The organism is Rhodoferax sp. (assembly GCF_044236835.1).
Classification (GTDB): Bacteria; Pseudomonadota; Gammaproteobacteria; order Burkholderiales; family Burkholderiaceae_C; genus Allorhodoferax.
Window position 1 is genome coordinate 191,700 of the sequence record NZ_JBIIGC010000001.1, and the last position, 16,805, is coordinate 208,504.

Here is a 16,805-nt window from a genome sequence, read left to right on the forward strand (position 1 = left end):
TGAGTGTGGCATCAATACACCGCTTCCTGAAGTAATCGCAACAGGTACTTTCCGTAGCCCGATTTGGCCAGTTGGCCTGCAAGTAACTCCAATTGGGCATTGTTGATCCAGCCGCTTCTCCAAGCCACTTCCTCCGGCGCGGCGACTTTAAGGCCTTGTCGATTTTCAATGGTGTAGATGAATTGGCTTGCCTCCAGCATGGACTCATGGGTGCCTGTGTCGAGCCAGGCATACCCGCGCCCCATGGTCTGCACATCAAGTGCGCCCTTGTCCAAGTACATGCGGTTGAGGTCCGTGATCTCAAGCTCTCCGCGGGCACTGGGCTTGACCTGCTTGGCCATGTCTACAACTTGGTTGTCGTAGAAGTACAGACCGGTCACCGCATAGCGGCTTTTTGGTGCGAGTGGCTTTTCTTCCAGGCTGATAGCCCGCCCCGCGTTGTCGAACTCCACCACGCCGTAGCGCTCTGGGTCGTTGACCGCATAGGCGAAAACTGTTGCGCCAGCGGTCTGTTGATTGGCGCTTTTGAGCAGTGCTGCGAAGTCGTGGCCATAAAAAATGTTGTCGCCCAATACCAATGCGCTGGCAGCCGACCCGATAAAACGCTCGCCAATCAAAAACGCCTGCGCCAGGCCATCGGGCGAGGGCTGCACCGCATAAGAGATGTCAATGCCCCACTGGGCACCATCACCCAGCAGCTGCTCAAAACGCGGAGTATCTTGGGGGGTAGAGATCACCAATATTTCTCGGATACCCGCCAGCATTAGCACGGTCAGCGGGTAGTAGATCATGGGCTTGTCGTATATCGGGAGTAGTTGCTTGCTGACCGATTGGGTGGCCGGGTACAGGCGTGTGCCGGAGCCGCCAGCCAGGATGATGCCGCGGCGGCTGGGATGGGTAGGGGTGGATTCGGTTGAGTTGCTCATGGTGTCAGGCGGGAATGGGGGTTTCGGCAAGCACACGGTTCACGCCAAACTGCCACGGCGGCATTGCCAGTCCGAATGTGGCCTGCAGCTTGCTGGTATCCAGGCGCGAGTTGAGAGGCCGCTTGGCCGCGCTGGGGTAGCCGGTGCTGGGAATCGCACGCACTTGGTCGGCGCTGACCTTGAACTGCCAGCCCAATGTGGTCGCGTGTTCGATGACATGCTGCGCGTAACCGTGCCACGTGGTTGCGCCAGCGGCAGCGCAGTGGTAAAGACCAGCCACTTTGGGCTGTATGAGCGCTGTGCGCAACGCATGCGCCGTGGTGTCAGCCAGCAGTTCTGCAGCTGTTGGTGCGCCATGTTGATCGTCAATCACAGATAAGGTGTCGCGCTCTTTCGCCAGCTTCAGCATCGTATGGACGAAGTTCAATCGCCGGGCAGAATACACCCAACTGGTTCGAAAAATCAGGTGTTTCGGTGTGCCGGTCACAGCTTGGTCACCGTCCCATTTGCTGTGCCCGTAAACACTGAGTGGATTGGGGCCATCTTCTTCGGTCCACGGGGTGTGGCCGCTGCCATCGAACACATAGTCGGTCGAGTAATGCACTAGCCACGCGTCCAGCGCGTTGGCTTCTGAGGCGAGCACTGCAGGTGCCAGCGCATTGACCGTGTGGGCCAGATCGGGCTCGGATTGGGCTTTGTCGACAGCGGTATATGCCGCAGCGTTGATGATCACCGCAGGATTGATCGTTCGAATGGTGCGGGCCAAACCGTCCAACTGGGTCAAGTCGCCACACAAGCCACCAGAGTTGCGTGTGGAATTGGTGCCCAACGCCACCACCTCGCCGAGCACCGACAGAGCGCGCTGAAGCTCCCAGCCAATTTGGCCGTCACGTCCCAACAAAAGTATCTTCATGCCGCAGGAGCAACTGGGTTGCCATGGCCGTACTGCTGCGCGACCCATTCGCGGTAACTGCCGTTTTGTACGTTGGCTACCCAAGCAGGGTTCTCCAGGTACCACTGAACAGTTTTGCGGATGCCAGATTCAAAGGTCTCGCTGGGCTTCCAGCCCAACTCCTGTTCGATTTTGCGGGCGTCAATTGCGTAGCGTCGGTCGTGGCCGGGGCGGTCTGCCACGTAGGTGATTTGCGCGCGGTAGGACTTGCCATCGGCACGAGGCTTGAGTTCGTCTAGCAGGTCACACACGGTATGCACGATCTCGAGGTTGGGCTTCTCGTTCCAACCGCCGATGTTGTACACCTCGCCCATCCGCCCTTTGTACAAGACCCGTCGGATAGCGCTGCAGTGATCCTTTACATACAACCAGTCACGCACTTGCTGACCATCGCCGTAGACGGGCAAGGGCTTGCCTGCTTGGGCGTTGACGATCATCAGCGGAATGAGCTTTTCCGGGAAGTGGTAGGGGCCGTAGTTGTTGCTGCAATTGGTCGTCAGTACTGGAAGCCCGTAGGTGTGGTGGTAGGCGCGCACCAAGTGGTCGCTGGCGGCTTTGGACGCGGAGTAGGGGCTGTTTGGTGCGTAGCGGTGCGTCTCTGAAAAGGCATCGTCGGTCGGCGCCAATGAACCGTAGACCTCGTCGGTAGAAACATGCAGAAAACGCCAGGTGGTTCTTTCCGCGTCCACCAGTTTTCCCCAGTAGCGCCGCACCGATTCGAGCAGTTGGAAGGTACCGACGACATTGGTTTGGATGAACGCGCTCGGTCCAGAAATGCTGCGGTCCACATGGCTTTCAGCGGCAAAGTTCACCACCGCGCGCGGCCTATGCTCCGCCAGCAATCTATCGACGAGGGTAGCGTCTTGTATGTCACCGTGCGCAAACAGATAGCCCGGATGCTTTGACAACGATACCAAGTTTTCCGGGTTGCCTGCATATGTCAATTTGTCGAGGTTGACAACCGGTTCATCGCTCTGGGCAAGCCAGTCCAGCACAAAGTTGCTGCCAATAAACCCGGCTCCACCGGTGACCAGTATTGTCATTGGGACCCCTCAACGGCACTAGAAGTCCTCGATTATCGGCGACAACGCGAGGCTAGTTGCGAGCTCGGATGCGTCAATGAGCCGGGGCTTTAGGGGCTAGATTCGTGTATCAGCCAAGGAGTAAGCGGGCGGTGTTCTAGCGTCCTATCGCGTAGTACTCAAAGCCTAAACTCCGAACCAGCTTGGGGTCGTACAGGTTACGGCCATCAAAAATGACCGGGTGCGACAGCTTGGCCTTAATCACATCAAAGTCGGGACTGCGAAACTCCCGCCACTCGGTGACGATGATCAGCGCGTCTGCGCGCTCCAAGGCGGCTGTTTGGGATTGCGCAAACGTGATGCGCGTCTCGTCGGGAAAGCATCTTGCCGCCTCTTTCGTGGCAACAGGGTCGTAAGCCGTGACTGTGGCGCCGGCCTGCAGCAGGTCTGCAATGACTTCTCGGCTGCTGGCCTGGCGCATGTCGTCCGTGTTGGCTTTGAACGCCAAGCCCCAGAGCGCAAAGTGTTTGCCGCGCAGGTCCTGGCCAAAGCGCCTGCAAACTTTGGTGCCCAATACGCGCTTTTGGGCGTTGTTTGCCGACTCTACTGCTTGCAACACTTGCAGCGATGCTCCAACGTGGCCAGACGCTGTTGAGATCAGTGCCTGCACGTCCTTGGGAAAGCAGGATCCGCCATAGCCTGCCCCCGCATACAGAAAGTCATACCCAATTCGCGGATCGGAGCCAATACCTTTACGGACATTCTCAATGTCAGCACCCAGCACCTCGGCCAAGTTGGCCATTTCGTTCATAAAGCTGATGCGGGTTGCAAGCATTGCATTGGCTGCGTACTTGGTGAGTTCGGCGCTGCGGACATCCATGAGGATCATCCGCTCGTGGTTGCGCTGGATCGGTGCATACAACGCGCGCATGTGCAGCGCGGCCTGTTCATCGTCGCAGCCCACCACAATACGCGCCGGGCGCATGAAGTCGTCGATAGCGGCACCTTCCTTCAAAAACTCTGGGTTGCTGACCACGCTAAAGGGGACGGTGACTGACCTTTGCGCCAGCTCGTGCGCAATGGCCGCTTGGACTTGGTCCGCGGTGCCCACTGGGACGGTACTTTTGTTGACCACCACCTTGTAGTCGGTCATATGTTTGCCTAGGTTTTGCGCAGCCAACATGACGTACTGCATATCGGCTGAACCGTCCTCGTCTGGTGGTGTGGCGACGGCAATGAACTGCACGGTGCCGAAATGCGCGGCCCGTTCGACGTCTGTGGTGAATCGCAGTCGGCCTGCAGCGACGTTGCGCGTCACCAAGGCTTGCAGGCCGGGTTCGTAGATCGGGATATCGCCGCGCTCAAGCGTTTCAACCTTTCGGGGGTCGACATCCAGACACAGCACATCGTTGCCCATGTCAGCAAAGCATGCGCCAGATACCAGGCCAACATAGCCGGTGCCGATAACGGTGATCTTCATGCGCTGAGCCTTACAAAAAGTGGATGACAAAATGTACAAACGCAACGCGACACATTGGCGACATAAATGAGTCATTTCAGTGACAAATCAGCGACAAGTTGGTGGCGCTTTTCGGCTGTGCTACACCAGTTGCGCGATGCGATGCGGGGGTCGCAAGGTGTGTGGTGCTCCGCTAAACTGCTCACGCCAACTCACCGAGTTGGCTGCGGCCCACTTTCTCCCCCGCAACTGCCCGCAAGTCGCGATCTGACAGTTGCACTATTCCGATGGAAATACAGGAGTACAACCAATGGCAAAAGGCATGATTTTGGCGGCGGGGCAGGGCACACGGGTGCGCCCGCTCACCAAGGACTTGCCCAAGCCGATGGTCCCTATCTTGGGTAAGCCGGTGATGGAGTATCTGGTCGAACATCTGGTGCGCCACGGCGTTACCGAGATCATGGTGAACGTGGCTTACCACCACCAACGCATTGAGCAGTACTTTGGCGACGGCAGCCGTTGGGGTGCATCGATTGGCTATTCTTACGAGGGTGTACGCGAGCACGGTGACATCTTCCCTCGCCCTTTGGGGTCAGCCGGGGGCTTGCGCAAGATTCAGGACTTCAGTGGATTTTTCGATGAGACTACCTTGGTTCTGTGTGGCGACGCGCTGATCGACCTAGACATCTCAGCGGCTCTGGTTGAGCACAGGGCGGTTGGGGCGTTGGCCAGCATTTTGGCGGTCCAAGTCCCGATCGAAGAAGTGCAGTCCTACGGCATTGTCGTTGCCCAGCCCAGTGGCCAAATTTCCTCATTCCAGGAAAAGCCCACGCCCCAAGAAGCCAAGTCCACCTTGGCCAGTGCCGGCATTTACCTGTTTGAGCCTGAACTCATTGGCATGATTCCGCCCAACCAAAGCTACGACATTGGTTCAGAACTTTTCCCCCGCTTGGTGGTTGAACGCAGAGCCTTCTTTGCCCAAAGTCGCCCATTTCACTGGATCGACATCGGCCGAGTAAGTGACTACTGGACGGTGTTGCAGCGTGTTCTCAAGGGTGAAATCGCGGACATGAAAATGCCCGGCAAGCAAGTCAGGCCCGGTGTGTGGGTGGGACTGAACACCCAAATCCCATGGGACGATGTGACCATTGAAGGGCCTGTGTACATCGGCTCCAGCGTCAAGATCGAACCGGGCGCGACGCTCATTGGCCCCTGTTGGATTGGCCACGGCAGCATACTGCGAGCGGGCGCGCGGGTCGTTCGTAGCGTGTTGTTCGAATACACGCGCATTGCTGCAAACATGCATTTTGAGGAAATGATCGTGTCCCGTCAGTACTGTGTGAACCGCCGTGGCGAGACCTTGTACGTTGGAGACGATGTGTCTAACCTGCGCTGGGGCGATGCTCGCGCCTGAGTCGTAAAAAAAAGGCGCGCTGCAGGGGTGCAAATCGCAGGTGCTTGCGTTAGATGCTCGAGTTGGTCGGGGTGAGAGGATTCGAACCTCCGGCCTCTACGTCCCGAACGTAGCGCTCTACCAGGCTAAGCTACACCCCGCAATTCAAACGGCCTTGGATTCTAGCAAACGCAATTGTCAGTTTGCGGCGGCAGATTGGGTCTGACCGTGCGCTTCGCCGGCTGATTTATGCGCCACTGCAGAGCCAGCTTGGCGCAGATAATGTGCCCAGCTTTGGGGTCTGGGCACCTCTTCGCTTGGGCTTTGAGAGGCAGCATGAAAAGCAAAGACTGTTTGGCAATTGCGTTGTGGATGGGCATTTTCGGCTTGCAGCACGCGCAAGCTCAAGTGGGCGCACCGCTATCGGAGTTGGACTTCCTAGCTGATATTCCAATTGTTTTGTCGGTCTCACGGCTTTCGCAGCGCATTGATGAAACACCCGGTGCCGTCACGATCCTGGACCGCGAAATGATTCGCTTGTCTGGTGCACGCGACTTGGCCGACCTGCTTCGTTTGGTGCCAGGCTTTGACTCCTCGATGTCATTTGAGCGTATCGCCCCGCAGGCTTCCTACCATGGCATGTACGGGAGCGTATCCAACCGTATGCAAGTGTTAGTGGATGGACGCTCCGTTTATTCGCCATTTCTTGTCGGTGGAGTGGGCACGGGATTGCAGTCGGTGTCGCTCTCTGACATAGAGCGCGTTGAAGTATTGCGGGGCTCCAACTCCGTAACTTACGGCGCTCGAGCGTTTCTGGGTGTAATCAACATCGTCACGCTAAACCCGAGTCAAACTCCTGGCTGGACGGCCGCCATCGTCCGAGGCGACAACCTGATTGAGGACGCCAGAGCAAGTTTTGGATCCTTAGGTGAGTCCGGTGCGTACCGGCTTTCACTGGACCGGCGGCGCGATGGTGGTTTGCAGGGGGGCAATGACCACAATACTGTCGAACGTGTGAACTTCCAATCCGTGACGCAAATCGGCGTCGCAGAGCGTTTGGAGCTCCGCTTGGGACAACTTGCTATTCGCGCCGGCACCGGTGTGGCCAACACGTTGGATAACCCGCTGCGAGATACCGATTACGTTGCGAACCACTTGCAGGTGGACTGGAAGCGCACTTTGGGCAGCGACGCCGATTTAGTCTTGCGCTATGTACGCACTGAGGAACGCTACGGCGACCGTTTTGCTTATTCACTCTTGCCACTGGGCCTGCCAGACACCACATGGATTGATTTCACGGGAACCGCGGTGATTGACACACTGTCGGTGCACCATACAGCCCGTTTCCTTCAGACGTCACGAATCGCGTGGGGTGCCGAGCTGCGCAGCGAGCATGTGCGCTCTCGTCCGCTGTACAACACGGACCAACCAGTTACAGCAGAGTTCTTTCGCTTGTTTGGAAACGTGGAGTCGCATCTGCGCCCGGCCTTGATCTTGAATGCGGGTGTCATGGCTGAGAAGAGCGCGGATGGAGGCGACACCCTCGCACCGCGTCTCATGCTGAATTGGCATGTAGCGCCCGGACACACGTGGCGCATTGGCGAGTCCCATGCCTACCGACCGGCTAGTGCCTTCGAGCAACGGTGTGATGTGCGTTATGCAACCTCCACCGGAGTTGAGATTGCTATCACGAACAAGTGCTCGGGCGATCTGCGTCCGGAGTTTGTGCGAGCCCGTGAGATCGGATACCTTGGTGAGTTCCCGCAAGCCAAGCTTGCGATGGACGTACGGGTATTCAACGAGCAGCTATCGGGAATGATCTTTCAAGGTAGCTCAGCCAGTGGGGTCAAGTCGTATTCCAATGCTGACCAATTCGCATTGGATGGCCTAGAGTACCAGGTCAAGTGGCGACCTTGGGCAGGCAGCCAGTTGCTCTGGAGTCAGACTTACCTGCACAACGATTCGTCCAATGTGGATACGTCGATGTCAGTGGCGGCGCAGTCCAGCTCGCTGGCCTGGTTTCAAAAACTTCCGGGCAATATGGAGTTCAGCCTGATGCACAACGCCAGCGGGCCTCGGGTGCTGGCCGAGAATAGAGCCGTAGACATGGCGCGTTCCGTGTCGCGTACCGATGTTCGCTTTGCAGTTCCCTTGCGATTGGGGTCAAAACGCGGCGAGTGGGCCATCACTGTCCAAAACATCGGTTCTCCGTACGCAGACTACGACCCGAAGCGTGTGAGCTTTCAGCAACGCGCGTTTGTCAGCGTTTCGGCAGAAATGTAGTCAATGGTCGCGCGACAAAAGTTCGCAGGCGAGTTGGGTCAGGCATTCGGTATGGGTTCCCGGCGGCAATAGTCGCGTCGCGTGTATTGCGCGTTGTGCTTCCTTTTGTGCCGCCATCCGTGCGACCTCTAAGGCGCCAGTCGCCTTCACGATCTCCAAAACGGCGTGTAGCTGGCCCACGTCGCCATTTTCAATCGCTGTACGCACCAATTCGCTCTGTCGGGCATTCCCGCGCTGCATCGCTGCAATCAAAGGCAAGGTGGCTTTACCCTCACGCAGATCGTCTCCAAGACTTTTCCCCATGACAGTACTATCCCCAGCGTAGTCAAGGATGTCATCAACGATCTGGTATGCGGTACCTAGTGCTTGACCGTACTCAGCGCATGCAGCCTCAATGCTGGCATCCGCCTGAGCCAAAATGGCTCCAACGCGGGCGCTTGCTTCGAAAAGCTTGGCGGTCTTGGATCGTATGACTTGCACGTATCCGTCCTCATCTAGCGCTGCGTTGTGCATGTTCATGAGTTGCATCACTTCGCCTTCAGCTATCACATTGGTGGCGTCGGCGAGCACTTGCATGATGCGCATGTCTTGCGCCCCTACCATCATCTGAAAGGCACGGGAGTAAAGGAAGTCGCCAACCAAAACGCTCGCCGGGTTGCCAAACGCAGCATTGGCAGTGGCTCGCCCGCGCCGCAGCGCAGAATCGTCCACTACGTCATCGTGTAGCAAAGTCGCCGTGTGAATGAACTCCACCACTGCGGCCATGTTGCAACGCTGTGGATGTTGGCAGCCGAGAGCGCCGCACACCAGCAACATCAGCGCCGGACGCAGGCGTTTTCCGCCCGCATCGATGATGTAGTTGGACACGCTACTGACCATCGGCACCGAGGAATTCAAGCTCCTCAAAATGACCTGGTCAACGCGTGCCATGTCTGCCGCTATCACGGAGAGACCAGTCGTGGGAGTGCGCGAATTAGCGTTCAAAACGAAGTACCGAAGTAATTGCAGCGAATTATAGGAAGGTGCAAGCCGCCTGCCGGGGCGAAAAGCGCTCCTACTTGCCGGCCCAAGGTTTGACTGGTACACTATCTGGCTTTGCAGGAAGCTACCTGCAGGCGTCTAGTGAAAGAGGTCAATATGTACGCGGTCATAAAAACCGGTGGCAAGCAGTATCGTGTTGCTGCCGGTGAAAAAATTAAAGTAGAACAGATTGCTGCGGATGTAGGCCAAGAGTTGGTGATCAACCAAGTGCTCGCTGTCGGAAACGGCGCAGAGATGAAAGTTGGCACACCCTTGGTGTCCGGTGCAACGGTTACTGCCACAGTAATCGCCCACGGAAAACACGACAAGGTGCGCATCTTCAAGATGCGTCGTCGTAAGCATTATCAAAAGCGCCAAGGTCACCGGCAGCAGTTCACTGAGCTGCAAATCGGAACCATTGCCGCATAAGGAGCGCTAGTCATGGCACAGAAAAAAGGCGGCGGCTCGACGCGAAACGGGCGTGATTCAAAACCAAAAATGCTTGGCGTGAAGGCGTTCGGGGGTGAGTTGGTGAGTGCCGGCTCCGTGATTGTTCGCCAGCGTGGTACGCAGTTCCATCCTGGCAGCAACGTTGGTATTGGCAAAGACCACACGTTGTTCGCATTGGTGGATGGGCATGTGTCCTTTGCGACCAAGGGCGCATTGAACAAACATACTGTTAGTGTGGCTGCGGCCTAGTTTGGTGCGGCCTCAACTCTAAGACCCTGCGCCTGGCGCGGGGTTTTTTGTTTCTGAGGTCTGCGCAGCTGAAATTGACACTATGAAGTTTGTTGACGAAGCCTACATTGACGTCTCCGCAGGAGATGGTGGTGCTGGCTGCGTCTCATTTCGCCATGAAAAATACAAGGAGTTCGGTGGCCCCAATGGTGGAGACGGTGGCCGCGGTGGGCATGTCTTCGCGGTGGCTGATGTCAACCTCAATACCTTGGTCGATTTTCGATTTTCTCGTCGGTATGAGGCCCAACGTGGTGAACACGGTATGGGGTCGGACATGTTTGGTGCTGCCGGCCGCGACATCACACTAAAAGTGCCTGTAGGTACGGTGATTACTGATGCAGAAACTGGCGAATTGCTGTTTGAGTTGTTAGTGCCTGGGGAAGTCATCACAATCGCCAAAGGCGGCGATGGTGGCTTTGGAAATCTCCGTTTCAAGAGCGCGATTAACCGTGCACCACGCCAAAAGACCCCAGGGTGGCCTGGTGAAAAGCGCAATCTCAAGCTTGAGCTCAAGGTGCTTGCAGATGTTGGACTTCTTGGTATGCCCAATGCAGGAAAATCCACATTCATCACAGCGGTGTCCAATGCGCGTCCCCGGATTGCAGACTACCCTTTTACCACGTTGCATCCCAACTTGGGCGTGGTACGCGTGGGCCCCGAGCAGAGCTTTGTGGTCGCCGACTTGCCTGGCTTGATTGAAGGTGCGGCCGAGGGCGCTGGGTTGGGGCATCAGTTTTTGCGCCACTTGCAGCGCACTCGCTTGCTGTTGCACATAGTCGATGTTGCCCCTTTTGACGAGGGCGTGGACGTGGTTGCGCAGGCCAAGGCCATAGTCAATGAGCTCAAAAAGTACGATGAAGCGCTTTACAAGAAACCACGCTGGCTGGTTTTGAATAAGTTGGACATGGTGCCTCCCGATGCCCGAGCTGCCGTCGTCAAGGACTTCGTAAAGCGTTTGAAGTTCAAAGGTCCCGTTTTTGAGATTTCAGCGCTCACCCGCGATGGCTGTGAACCCTTAACCAAGGAAATTTACAAACATGTGAAGGCGCAGCAATTGGCTGAGCAACCGCATATCGAGTCCGATCCCCGGTTTGTTGAAAGCGGCCCGAACCCAAAGGCTTAGCGCGATGTTGCGCACTATGCTTTCTCATTGGGCTACCTGCGCGTGATTGATGCTTAGGCGCAGTTGCGATGACCTTGTTTACCATGAACCCAATCCAGCATCCGCACTTGCTGCGCACAGCCAAACGCATCGTTGTTAAGGTGGGCTCCAGCCTAGTCACGAACGAGGGGCGGGGGTTGGACGAAGTCGCAATCGGCGAATGGTGCCGTCAGATTGCATACTTGGTGGAAGATGGGCGTGAGGTCATCATCGTTTCCAGTGGGGCCATAGCCGAGGGTATGAAACGCCTTGGCTGGGCGAGCCGACCCAGTGCCATCCACGAGTTGCAGGCTGCCGCCGCAGTGGGACAAATGGGCTTGGCGCAGATGTACGAGACCAAGCTACGCCAAAGCGCCTTGGGGAGTGCGCAGGTGCTGCTCACGCACGCTGACTTGGCTGACCGGGAGCGCTACCTCAACGCCCGCTCCACCTTGTTGACGCTACTCAAACTGGGCGTCGTGCCTGTCATTAACGAGAATGACACCGTGGTCAACGATGAAATCAAGTTCGGAGACAACGATACCCTGGGTGCGCTGGTTGCGAATCTGGTAGAAGCGGATGCACTGGTGATACTTACCGACCAGCATGGGCTGTACACCGCGGATCCCCGAAAGGAGCCGTCTGCGACCTTCGTGCATGAGGCTATCGCCGGCGATGGCGCTCTTGAGGCCATGGCTGGTGGCGCAGGGTCTAGCATTGGCCGGGGTGGCATGATCACCAAGGTACTTGCCGCTAAGCGTGCCGCTGGTTCTGGTGCTTCTACGGTCATCGCTTGGGGTCGCACAGCCGACGTATTGATCCGTTTATCCCGCGGTGAGTCCATCGGCACATTGTTGGTTGCTCAAACCCAGAAGATTCAGGCCCGCAAGCAGTGGATCGCTGACCACCTTCAAATGCGTGGCTACGTGGTAGTGGACGACGGCGCCGCAGCAGTGTTGCAAAGCGCGGGCAAGAGCCTTCTACCGATCGGCATGGTCCAAGTTGAGGGCGAGTTCTCGCGCGGCGATGTCATCGCAGTCCGCGACCTTTCGGGCGCCGAAATCGCGCGAGGGCTTGCGAATTACTCAAGCTCTGAAGCTCGTTTGATATGCCGCAAACCGTCCGCCGAGTTTGCCCGTGTGTTGGGTTACGTGGCTGAGTCAGAAATGGTGCATCGAGACAACTTGGTACTTACCCGCTAGCGTTTAAGCAAACATTTCAACCTGGGTCTGCAAGGTCTGGGGCGCTTGTCGTTCGGTGTAACCCGTCCGACATTGGTTCCGGTTGTTCTGATCGGGAGCCCAATACGTCTGCCTCACGAGTGCGCGCGCCTCCCCGAAGATATCGGCTCCGCGCTTCCTGCCGCGGCAGGAAGCGCGCAAGCTCCGTCAGCGCGAGCTGGTATACGTCCCGTTTGAACTCCACCACTGCGTCCAGCGGGATCCAGTACTCGTTCCAACGCCAAGCGTCGAACTCGGGGTGGTCGGTCGCCCGCAAATTCAAATCCCAGTCGTGGCCGACCAACTGCAACAAGTACCAAATTTGCTTTTGGCCTTTGTAGTGACCGCGCGCATCGCGGCGGATGTACCTGTCTGGCACCTCATAGCGCAACCAGTCTCGGGTGCGGGCAACGATGGATACGTGCTCCGGCTGGAGCCCCACTTCCTCATGCAGTTCGCGGAACATGGCCTGCTCGGGGGTTTCGCCCCGGTCAATGCCACCTTGCGGGAACTGCCACGAGTGGGTACGTATGCGTTTGCCCCAAAAAACCTGATTTCTCTGGTTGAGCAGGATGATGCCGACGTTGGGGCGAAAGCCGTCCCGGTCAAGCATAATCAAACCCCAATTTTTAAACTTCGTTCATTATGCACAGCGTGCGCGGTGCATCAAGGGGCGAGGTGGTCTAGAGCCCTTCCAATTCCTGCGAGTTGCGCCATGAAAGCCTCCCAATTCCTCATATCCACGCTCAAGGAAGCGCCTGCAGATGCTGAGGTCGTGAGCCACAAACTGATGATGCGTGCGGGCATGGTCAAAAAGCTTGGCGCTGGCATCTACAGCTACATGCCCATGGGGCTGCGAGTGATTCGCAAGGTGGAAGCTATCGTGCGGGAAGAAATGAACCGTGCTGGCGCGGTTGAAATCACCATGCCGGTGGTGCAGCCTGCTGAACTGTGGCAAGAGACAGGTCGCTTTGAAAAAATGGGTCCAGAACTGTTGCGCATCAAAGACCGACATGAACGTGATTACGTGGTTCAGCCCACAAGTGAGGAAGTGGTTACCGACATTGCCCGGCAGGAAATCAAGAGCTACAAGCAGCTACCCAAAAACCTGTACCAAATTCAAACCAAGTTCCGTGATGAGCGACGGCCCCGGTTTGGTTTGCTGCGCGGGCGTGAGTTCACCATGAAGGATGCCTACAGCTTCGACCGCGACTCTGAAGCCGCCAAAGCCAGCTACCAGACCATGGCCAAGGCCTACCGTCGAATCTTTGACCGCTTTGGTCTGACCTACCGGGCTGTAGCTGCCGACAGTGGTGCGATTGGTGGTGAACTCAGCGAGGAGTTTCAGGTGATTGCGGCGACCGGTGAAGACGCCATTGTGTACTGCCCAAACAGTGACTACGCCGCCAACATGGAAAAGGCCGAGGCACTGGCCCCGGCGGTACCCCGTGCTGCACCGACACAGGCCATGGCACAGGTCGCCACGCCAGGCAAGAGCACCTGTGTCGATGTCGCAGAGTTCCTGGGATTGCCTCTGGAACAGTCGCTGAAGTCTCTGGTGGTGGCCACCGACGAGCGGAACGAGCAAGGCGAAGTGATCAAGTCGCAAGTTTGGTTGCTGTTGATACGTGGTGACCGCAGCATGAACGAGGTCAAAGTCGGAAAGGTTCCGGGTTTGGCAAACTTCCGATTTGCCACCTTGGCCGAAATCGACAAGCACTTTGGCTGCGAACCCGGCTACCTCGGGCCGGTGGGTTTGCGCCAAGCTTTGAAAGTTGTCGCCGACCGCGAAGTTGCATTGATGGCTGACTTTGTTTGCGGGGCCAACGTAGTTGACGCCCACCTGAGCGGCGTCAACTGGGGCCGGGACCTGCGTGAGCCTGATGTGGTAGCCGATATTCGCAATGTGGTGGAAGGCGATGCCTCGCCGGACGGAAAAGGCCCATTGGCAATTGAGCGCGGTATCGAAGTTGGGCACATCTTTTACTTGGGCACCAAGTACAGCCAGGCCATGGGTGCGACGTTTTTGGATGTGAACGGCAAGCCCCAGTTCATGGAGATGGGCTGCTATGGCATCGGGATCACGCGTTTACCTGCGGCAGCGATTGAGCAAAACCATGACGAGCGCGGCATCGTCTGGCCCGATGCGCTGGCGCCCTTCACAGTGGTGCTGTGTCCGATCAGCCCGGATCGCTTTGCGGACGTGAAAGCTGTGGCGGAGAAGCTGTACCTAGATTTGTTGGATGCCGGCGTGGATGTGATTTTGGACGACCGCAACGAACGCCCTGGTGCGATGTTCGCCGATTGGGAGCTGATTGGCGTTCCACACCGATTGACGATCGGTGACCGTGCGCTGAAAGAAGGCCACGTTGAGTACCAGCACCGCCGTGACACCGAGCCAACCAAGGTGCCAGTCTCTGACGCCTCGAAATGGATCCGCTCGCGCCTGCAAGCTTGACCCGGTCGGCCTCCGGGGCGCTGACACGACGGGCTGGCATGGTCTGGGTTTTGGGCGTTGGTGGTGCGATGCTGCTACCGGGTGGCGCATTGGCAGGCCGCCAGCGCGAAGAGCTTTTGGTCGACTCGGTGCGCACCGCGCTGAGTGCCGCTATCCAAAACCTAGCGCCGCCCATTCCGGAGTTCGAGGACACTTCCAGCAGGCTGAACCACCTGCGCTGGCTCGGTGAGATGAGTGCTCGGCTTATCAAGCGAAAGCCCGATGCGAACGTGCGCAGAGAGTTCTTGCAAACAGTGTGGTACGAGAGCAAACGCGCTGGGCTTGACACCGACTTGGTGCTCGGCCTGATCCAAGTCGAGAGCAACTTTCGCAAGTTTGCAGTCAGCGTGGCGGGCGCGCGCGGATACATGCAGGTAATGCCCTTTTGGACTAGGGTGCTCGCTGACGGCAACTCTGCAGCCCTGTTTCATCTGCAAACTAACCTGCGTTTTGGCTGCGTGATCCTGCGGCACTACCTCGACATTGAGCGAGGAGATCTGTTTCTTGCGCTTGGGCGCTACAACGGTTCACGAGGAAAAGCCGCTTACCCCCAGGCGGTTCTGGGGGCGCGGCGGCTGTGGGGATTTGCGTAACCAGTTGACTCAGGCCGGCTTCTTGCCAAGCATTTGGGCGAGTTCGCCGGACTCGTACATCTCCATCATGATGTCCGAGCCGCCAATGAACTCGCCTCCCACGTACAGCTGGGGAATGGTGGGCCAATTGCTGTACTCCTTGATGCCCTGGCGAATCTCGTCGTCCTCCAATACGTTCACTGTCTTGACCGACTTGGTGTCAACGCCACAAGCTTTCAAAATTTGAATTGCGCGGCCAGAGAAGCCGCACTGGGGGAAGCTGGCGTTGCCCTTCATGAACAGCAAGATTTCGTTGGACTTGACCAGTTGGTCGATGCGTTGGTGGGTGTTGCTCATTGGGTTTCCTTGGTTCGCTTGCATGGGAGAGATTATTTCACCAACGCCAAGCCCGCGTGGCGCTGGCGGCGACGGCAGGCACTGGTGTCGTGGTTTTTTGTATCGATAATCGCGCCTTCACTTCCACCGACACTATGAAAATCGAAAAAGACACGGCAGTTACGCTGCAATACAAGGTCACCGACCCCAGTGGCAAAGTGCTGGACGACGGCAAAGATCCCATGGCCTATCTGCACGGTGGCTACGGCAACACGTTTGCCTTGCTGGAAGCGGCGCTTGAAGGTCGGGAGGCAGGTTTCCAAGCGCGCATTGAACTCGCTGCAAAAGACGCCTTTGGTGAGCGCGACGAGACGCTCTTGACGAGCATTCCAAAATCCCAATTCCCACCTGGGGTCAAAGTTGGAGGCCAACTGCGGGGCCAAGACGAGTCGGGGCGCTCGCAGGTTTTCACCGTCGTCAAAGTCAAGGGCGACCATGTCCTATTGGACGGCAACCACCCGATGGCAGGCAAGACCTTGGTGTTCCAACTCCAAGTGCTGGACGTCCGTAGCGCTTCAGCCGAGGAGATCCAACACGGTCATGTGCACGGCGCGCACGGCCACCACCATTGAAACGCTGATTCGCGTGGAAAACTTGCCATCCGAAGAGGGTCAGTTGCGACACTGCGTTTGGCATAATTTCCCGATCAAACATGCGAAGGGGCCAGAGGATGAAATCTGTATTTGCCAAAAGTGTTGTTGCGTCCCTGGGGGTTGTCATCTTGGGAGCCTTACAGCCCGCATCCGCACTTGAACTCCCCAAAGGCAAGGTGGTGTTGACCATCTCCGGAAAGATCGGGCAGAAAAACACGGCCAACGTTGCCGCGTTTGACATGGCGATGATCGAAAAGTTGCCGCAACAAACCTTCACCACCATGACGCCATGGGACAAAAAGCCTATCGAGTTCACCGGCCCCTTGCTGCGCGATGTTTTAGGTGCGGCCAAAGCCCAGGGTTCGGTGATTAAGGCCGCCGCGCTCAATGACTACCAAACCAGCATTCCTGTAGAGGATGCGCAAAAGTTTGATGTGGTGGTGGCCCATAAGATGAACGGCGCCAACATCCCGATCAAGACCAAGGGCCCCCTTTTCATCGTCTACCCCTTCGACAAGAAGGCAGAATTGCGTTCCACGGTGTACTACGAACGCTCGGCTTGGCAGCTTAAATCGATGGTCATCGAGTAAAGC

17 protein-coding genes and 1 tRNA gene are annotated in these 16,805 nt (G+C 57.2%); 10 read left to right on the forward strand and 8 right to left on the reverse strand.

From position 1 onward, the window contains the following. Positions 1 to 11 precede the first annotated feature (11 nt). The 4 genes from rfbA to ACILRC_RS00925 form a co-directional block, all read right to left on the reverse strand. Positions 12 to 926 carry a glucose-1-phosphate thymidylyltransferase RfbA gene (gene rfbA, locus ACILRC_RS00910; RefSeq protein WP_395667439.1) on the reverse strand — a complete coding sequence of 305 codons (915 nt, stop codon included), beginning with the start codon at positions 924 to 926 and terminating at the stop codon, positions 12 to 14. A 4-nt stretch (positions 927 to 930) separates the two neighbouring features. Beyond that, a complete protein-coding gene (rfbD, locus tag ACILRC_RS00915; RefSeq protein WP_395667440.1) occupies positions 931 to 1,839 on the reverse strand; it encodes a dTDP-4-dehydrorhamnose reductase in 909 nt (302 codons plus the stop codon). Beyond that, positions 1,836 to 2,921 (reverse strand): dTDP-glucose 4,6-dehydratase, encoded by a 1,086-nt coding sequence (rfbB, locus tag ACILRC_RS00920; RefSeq protein WP_395667441.1) that lies wholly within the window; start codon positions 2,919 to 2,921, stop codon positions 1,836 to 1,838. Before rfbB ends, rfbD begins: the two co-directional genes overlap by 4 nt. Before the next feature lie 136 nt (positions 2,922 to 3,057). Beyond that, positions 3,058 to 4,380 (reverse strand): UDP-glucose dehydrogenase family protein, encoded by a 1,323-nt coding sequence (locus ACILRC_RS00925; protein WP_395667442.1) that lies wholly within the window; start codon positions 4,378 to 4,380, stop codon positions 3,058 to 3,060. A gap of 289 nt (positions 4,381 to 4,669) precedes the next feature. Between ACILRC_RS00925 and ACILRC_RS00930 the strand changes: the two genes are divergently transcribed. Further along, the gene (locus ACILRC_RS00930) at positions 4,670 to 5,773 is read left to right on the forward strand and encodes a sugar phosphate nucleotidyltransferase (RefSeq protein WP_395667443.1); all 1,104 of its coding nucleotides are present in this window, start codon (positions 4,670 to 4,672) and stop codon (positions 5,771 to 5,773) included. 63 nt (positions 5,774 to 5,836) lie between these two features. On the opposite strand, the gene ACILRC_RS00935 is transcribed toward ACILRC_RS00930, so the two are convergent. Further along, positions 5,837 to 5,913 (reverse strand) — tRNA-Pro (locus tag ACILRC_RS00935). A gap of 175 nt (positions 5,914 to 6,088) precedes the next feature. Here ACILRC_RS00935 and ACILRC_RS00940 point away from each other — a divergent pair. After that, entirely contained in the window at positions 6,089 to 8,035 is a 1,947-nt protein-coding gene (locus ACILRC_RS00940; RefSeq protein ID WP_395667444.1) for a TonB-dependent receptor plug domain-containing protein, read from the forward strand. On the opposite strand, the gene ACILRC_RS00945 is transcribed toward ACILRC_RS00940, so the two are convergent. Beyond that, positions 8,036 to 8,965 (reverse strand): polyprenyl synthetase family protein, encoded by a 930-nt coding sequence (locus tag ACILRC_RS00945; RefSeq protein WP_395667445.1) that lies wholly within the window; start codon positions 8,963 to 8,965, stop codon positions 8,036 to 8,038. Positions 8,966 to 9,172: 207 nt separating this feature from the next. Between ACILRC_RS00945 and rplU the strand changes: the two genes are divergently transcribed. From rplU to proB, 4 genes are all read left to right on the forward strand, one after another. Beyond that, positions 9,173 to 9,484 (forward strand): 50S ribosomal protein L21, encoded by a 312-nt coding sequence (rplU, locus tag ACILRC_RS00950; protein ID WP_395667446.1) that lies wholly within the window; start codon positions 9,173 to 9,175, stop codon positions 9,482 to 9,484. 12 nt (positions 9,485 to 9,496) lie between these two features. Continuing rightward, complete coding sequence (rpmA, locus tag ACILRC_RS00955) at positions 9,497 to 9,754, forward strand: 50S ribosomal protein L27 (RefSeq protein WP_395667447.1); 258 nt, start codon at positions 9,497 to 9,499, stop codon at positions 9,752 to 9,754. A gap of 82 nt (positions 9,755 to 9,836) precedes the next feature. Beyond that, positions 9,837 to 10,916, forward strand: a complete 1,080-nt coding sequence (gene cgtA, locus ACILRC_RS00960) for an Obg family GTPase CgtA (RefSeq protein ID WP_395667448.1) — start codon at positions 9,837 to 9,839, stop codon at positions 10,914 to 10,916. Between the two features lie 83 nt (positions 10,917 to 10,999). Continuing rightward, on the forward strand, positions 11,000 to 12,136 hold the full coding sequence (gene proB / locus ACILRC_RS00965; protein ID WP_395667577.1) for a glutamate 5-kinase: 1,137 nt from the start codon (positions 11,000 to 11,002) through the stop codon (positions 12,134 to 12,136). A 16-nt stretch (positions 12,137 to 12,152) separates the two neighbouring features. On the opposite strand, the gene ACILRC_RS00970 is transcribed toward proB, so the two are convergent. Beyond that, entirely contained in the window at positions 12,153 to 12,767 is a 615-nt protein-coding gene (locus tag ACILRC_RS00970) for an RNA pyrophosphohydrolase (RefSeq protein WP_395667578.1), read from the reverse strand. Positions 12,768 to 12,869: 102 nt separating this feature from the next. On the opposite strand from ACILRC_RS00970, the gene ACILRC_RS00975 reads away from it, so the two are divergent. Both ACILRC_RS00975 and ACILRC_RS00980 read left to right on the forward strand, forming a co-directional pair. Then, positions 12,870 to 14,612, forward strand: a complete 1,743-nt coding sequence (locus ACILRC_RS00975; RefSeq protein WP_395667449.1) for a proline--tRNA ligase — start codon at positions 12,870 to 12,872, stop codon at positions 14,610 to 14,612. Between the two features lie 38 nt (positions 14,613 to 14,650). Then, positions 14,651 to 15,244, forward strand: coding sequence for a lytic transglycosylase domain-containing protein (locus ACILRC_RS00980; RefSeq protein ID WP_395667450.1), 594 nt, complete (start codon positions 14,651 to 14,653; stop codon positions 15,242 to 15,244). A gap of 9 nt (positions 15,245 to 15,253) precedes the next feature. Here ACILRC_RS00980 and grxD read toward each other — a convergent pair whose 3' ends face one another. Further along, positions 15,254 to 15,580: a Grx4 family monothiol glutaredoxin gene (gene grxD / locus ACILRC_RS00985; RefSeq protein ID WP_395667451.1), complete on the reverse strand. Its 327-nt coding sequence runs from the start codon at positions 15,578 to 15,580 to the stop codon at positions 15,254 to 15,256. 134 nt (positions 15,581 to 15,714) lie between these two features. Here grxD and ACILRC_RS00990 point away from each other — a divergent pair, with 134 nt between their 5' ends. Together ACILRC_RS00990 and ACILRC_RS00995 are read left to right on the forward strand one after the other, a co-directional pair. Next, a complete protein-coding gene (locus tag ACILRC_RS00990; RefSeq protein WP_395667452.1) occupies positions 15,715 to 16,191 on the forward strand; it encodes a peptidylprolyl isomerase in 477 nt (158 codons plus the stop codon). Positions 16,192 to 16,289: 98 nt separating this feature from the next. After that, positions 16,290 to 16,802, forward strand: a complete 513-nt coding sequence (locus tag ACILRC_RS00995; RefSeq protein ID WP_395667453.1) for a molybdopterin-dependent oxidoreductase — start codon at positions 16,290 to 16,292, stop codon at positions 16,800 to 16,802. Positions 16,803 to 16,805: the final 3 nt, after the last annotated feature.

Bases quoted from the DNA above. Each gene is read 5' to 3' on its own strand.
- grxD (WP_395667451.1), bottom strand. From the start codon at position 15,580: ATGAGCAACACCCACCAACGCATCGACCAACTGGTCAAGTCCAACGAA.
- rfbD (WP_395667440.1), bottom strand. From the start codon at position 1,839: ATGAAGATACTTTTGTTGGGACGTGACGGCCAAATTGGCTGGGAGCTT.
- rplU (WP_395667446.1), top strand. From the start codon at position 9,173: ATGTACGCGGTCATAAAAACCGGTGGCAAGCAGTATCGTGTTGCTGCC.
- ACILRC_RS00970 (WP_395667578.1), bottom strand. From the start codon at position 12,767: ATGCTTGACCGGGACGGCTTTCGCCCCAACGTCGGCATCATCCTGCTC.
- ACILRC_RS00980 (WP_395667450.1), top strand. From the start codon at position 14,651: ATGGTCTGGGTTTTGGGCGTTGGTGGTGCGATGCTGCTACCGGGTGGC.
- cgtA (WP_395667448.1), top strand. From the start codon at position 9,837: ATGAAGTTTGTTGACGAAGCCTACATTGACGTCTCCGCAGGAGATGGT.
- ACILRC_RS00995 (WP_395667453.1), top strand. From the start codon at position 16,290: ATGAAATCTGTATTTGCCAAAAGTGTTGTTGCGTCCCTGGGGGTTGTC.
- ACILRC_RS00990 (WP_395667452.1), top strand. From the start codon at position 15,715: ATGAAAATCGAAAAAGACACGGCAGTTACGCTGCAATACAAGGTCACC.
- proB (WP_395667577.1), top strand. From the start codon at position 11,000: ATGAACCCAATCCAGCATCCGCACTTGCTGCGCACAGCCAAACGCATC.
- ACILRC_RS00930 (WP_395667443.1), top strand. From the start codon at position 4,670: ATGGCAAAAGGCATGATTTTGGCGGCGGGGCAGGGCACACGGGTGCGC.
- ACILRC_RS00925 (WP_395667442.1), bottom strand. From the start codon at position 4,380: ATGAAGATCACCGTTATCGGCACCGGCTATGTTGGCCTGGTATCTGGC.
- rfbA (WP_395667439.1), bottom strand. From the start codon at position 926: ATGAGCAACTCAACCGAATCCACCCCTACCCATCCCAGCCGCCGCGGC.
- ACILRC_RS00940 (WP_395667444.1), top strand. From the start codon at position 6,089: ATGAAAAGCAAAGACTGTTTGGCAATTGCGTTGTGGATGGGCATTTTC.
- ACILRC_RS00975 (WP_395667449.1), top strand. From the start codon at position 12,870: ATGAAAGCCTCCCAATTCCTCATATCCACGCTCAAGGAAGCGCCTGCA.
- rfbB (WP_395667441.1), bottom strand. From the start codon at position 2,921: ATGACAATACTGGTCACCGGTGGAGCCGGGTTTATTGGCAGCAACTTT.
- rpmA (WP_395667447.1), top strand. From the start codon at position 9,497: ATGGCACAGAAAAAAGGCGGCGGCTCGACGCGAAACGGGCGTGATTCA.
- ACILRC_RS00945 (WP_395667445.1), bottom strand. From the start codon at position 8,965: ATGGCACGCGTTGACCAGGTCATTTTGAGGAGCTTGAATTCCTCGGTG.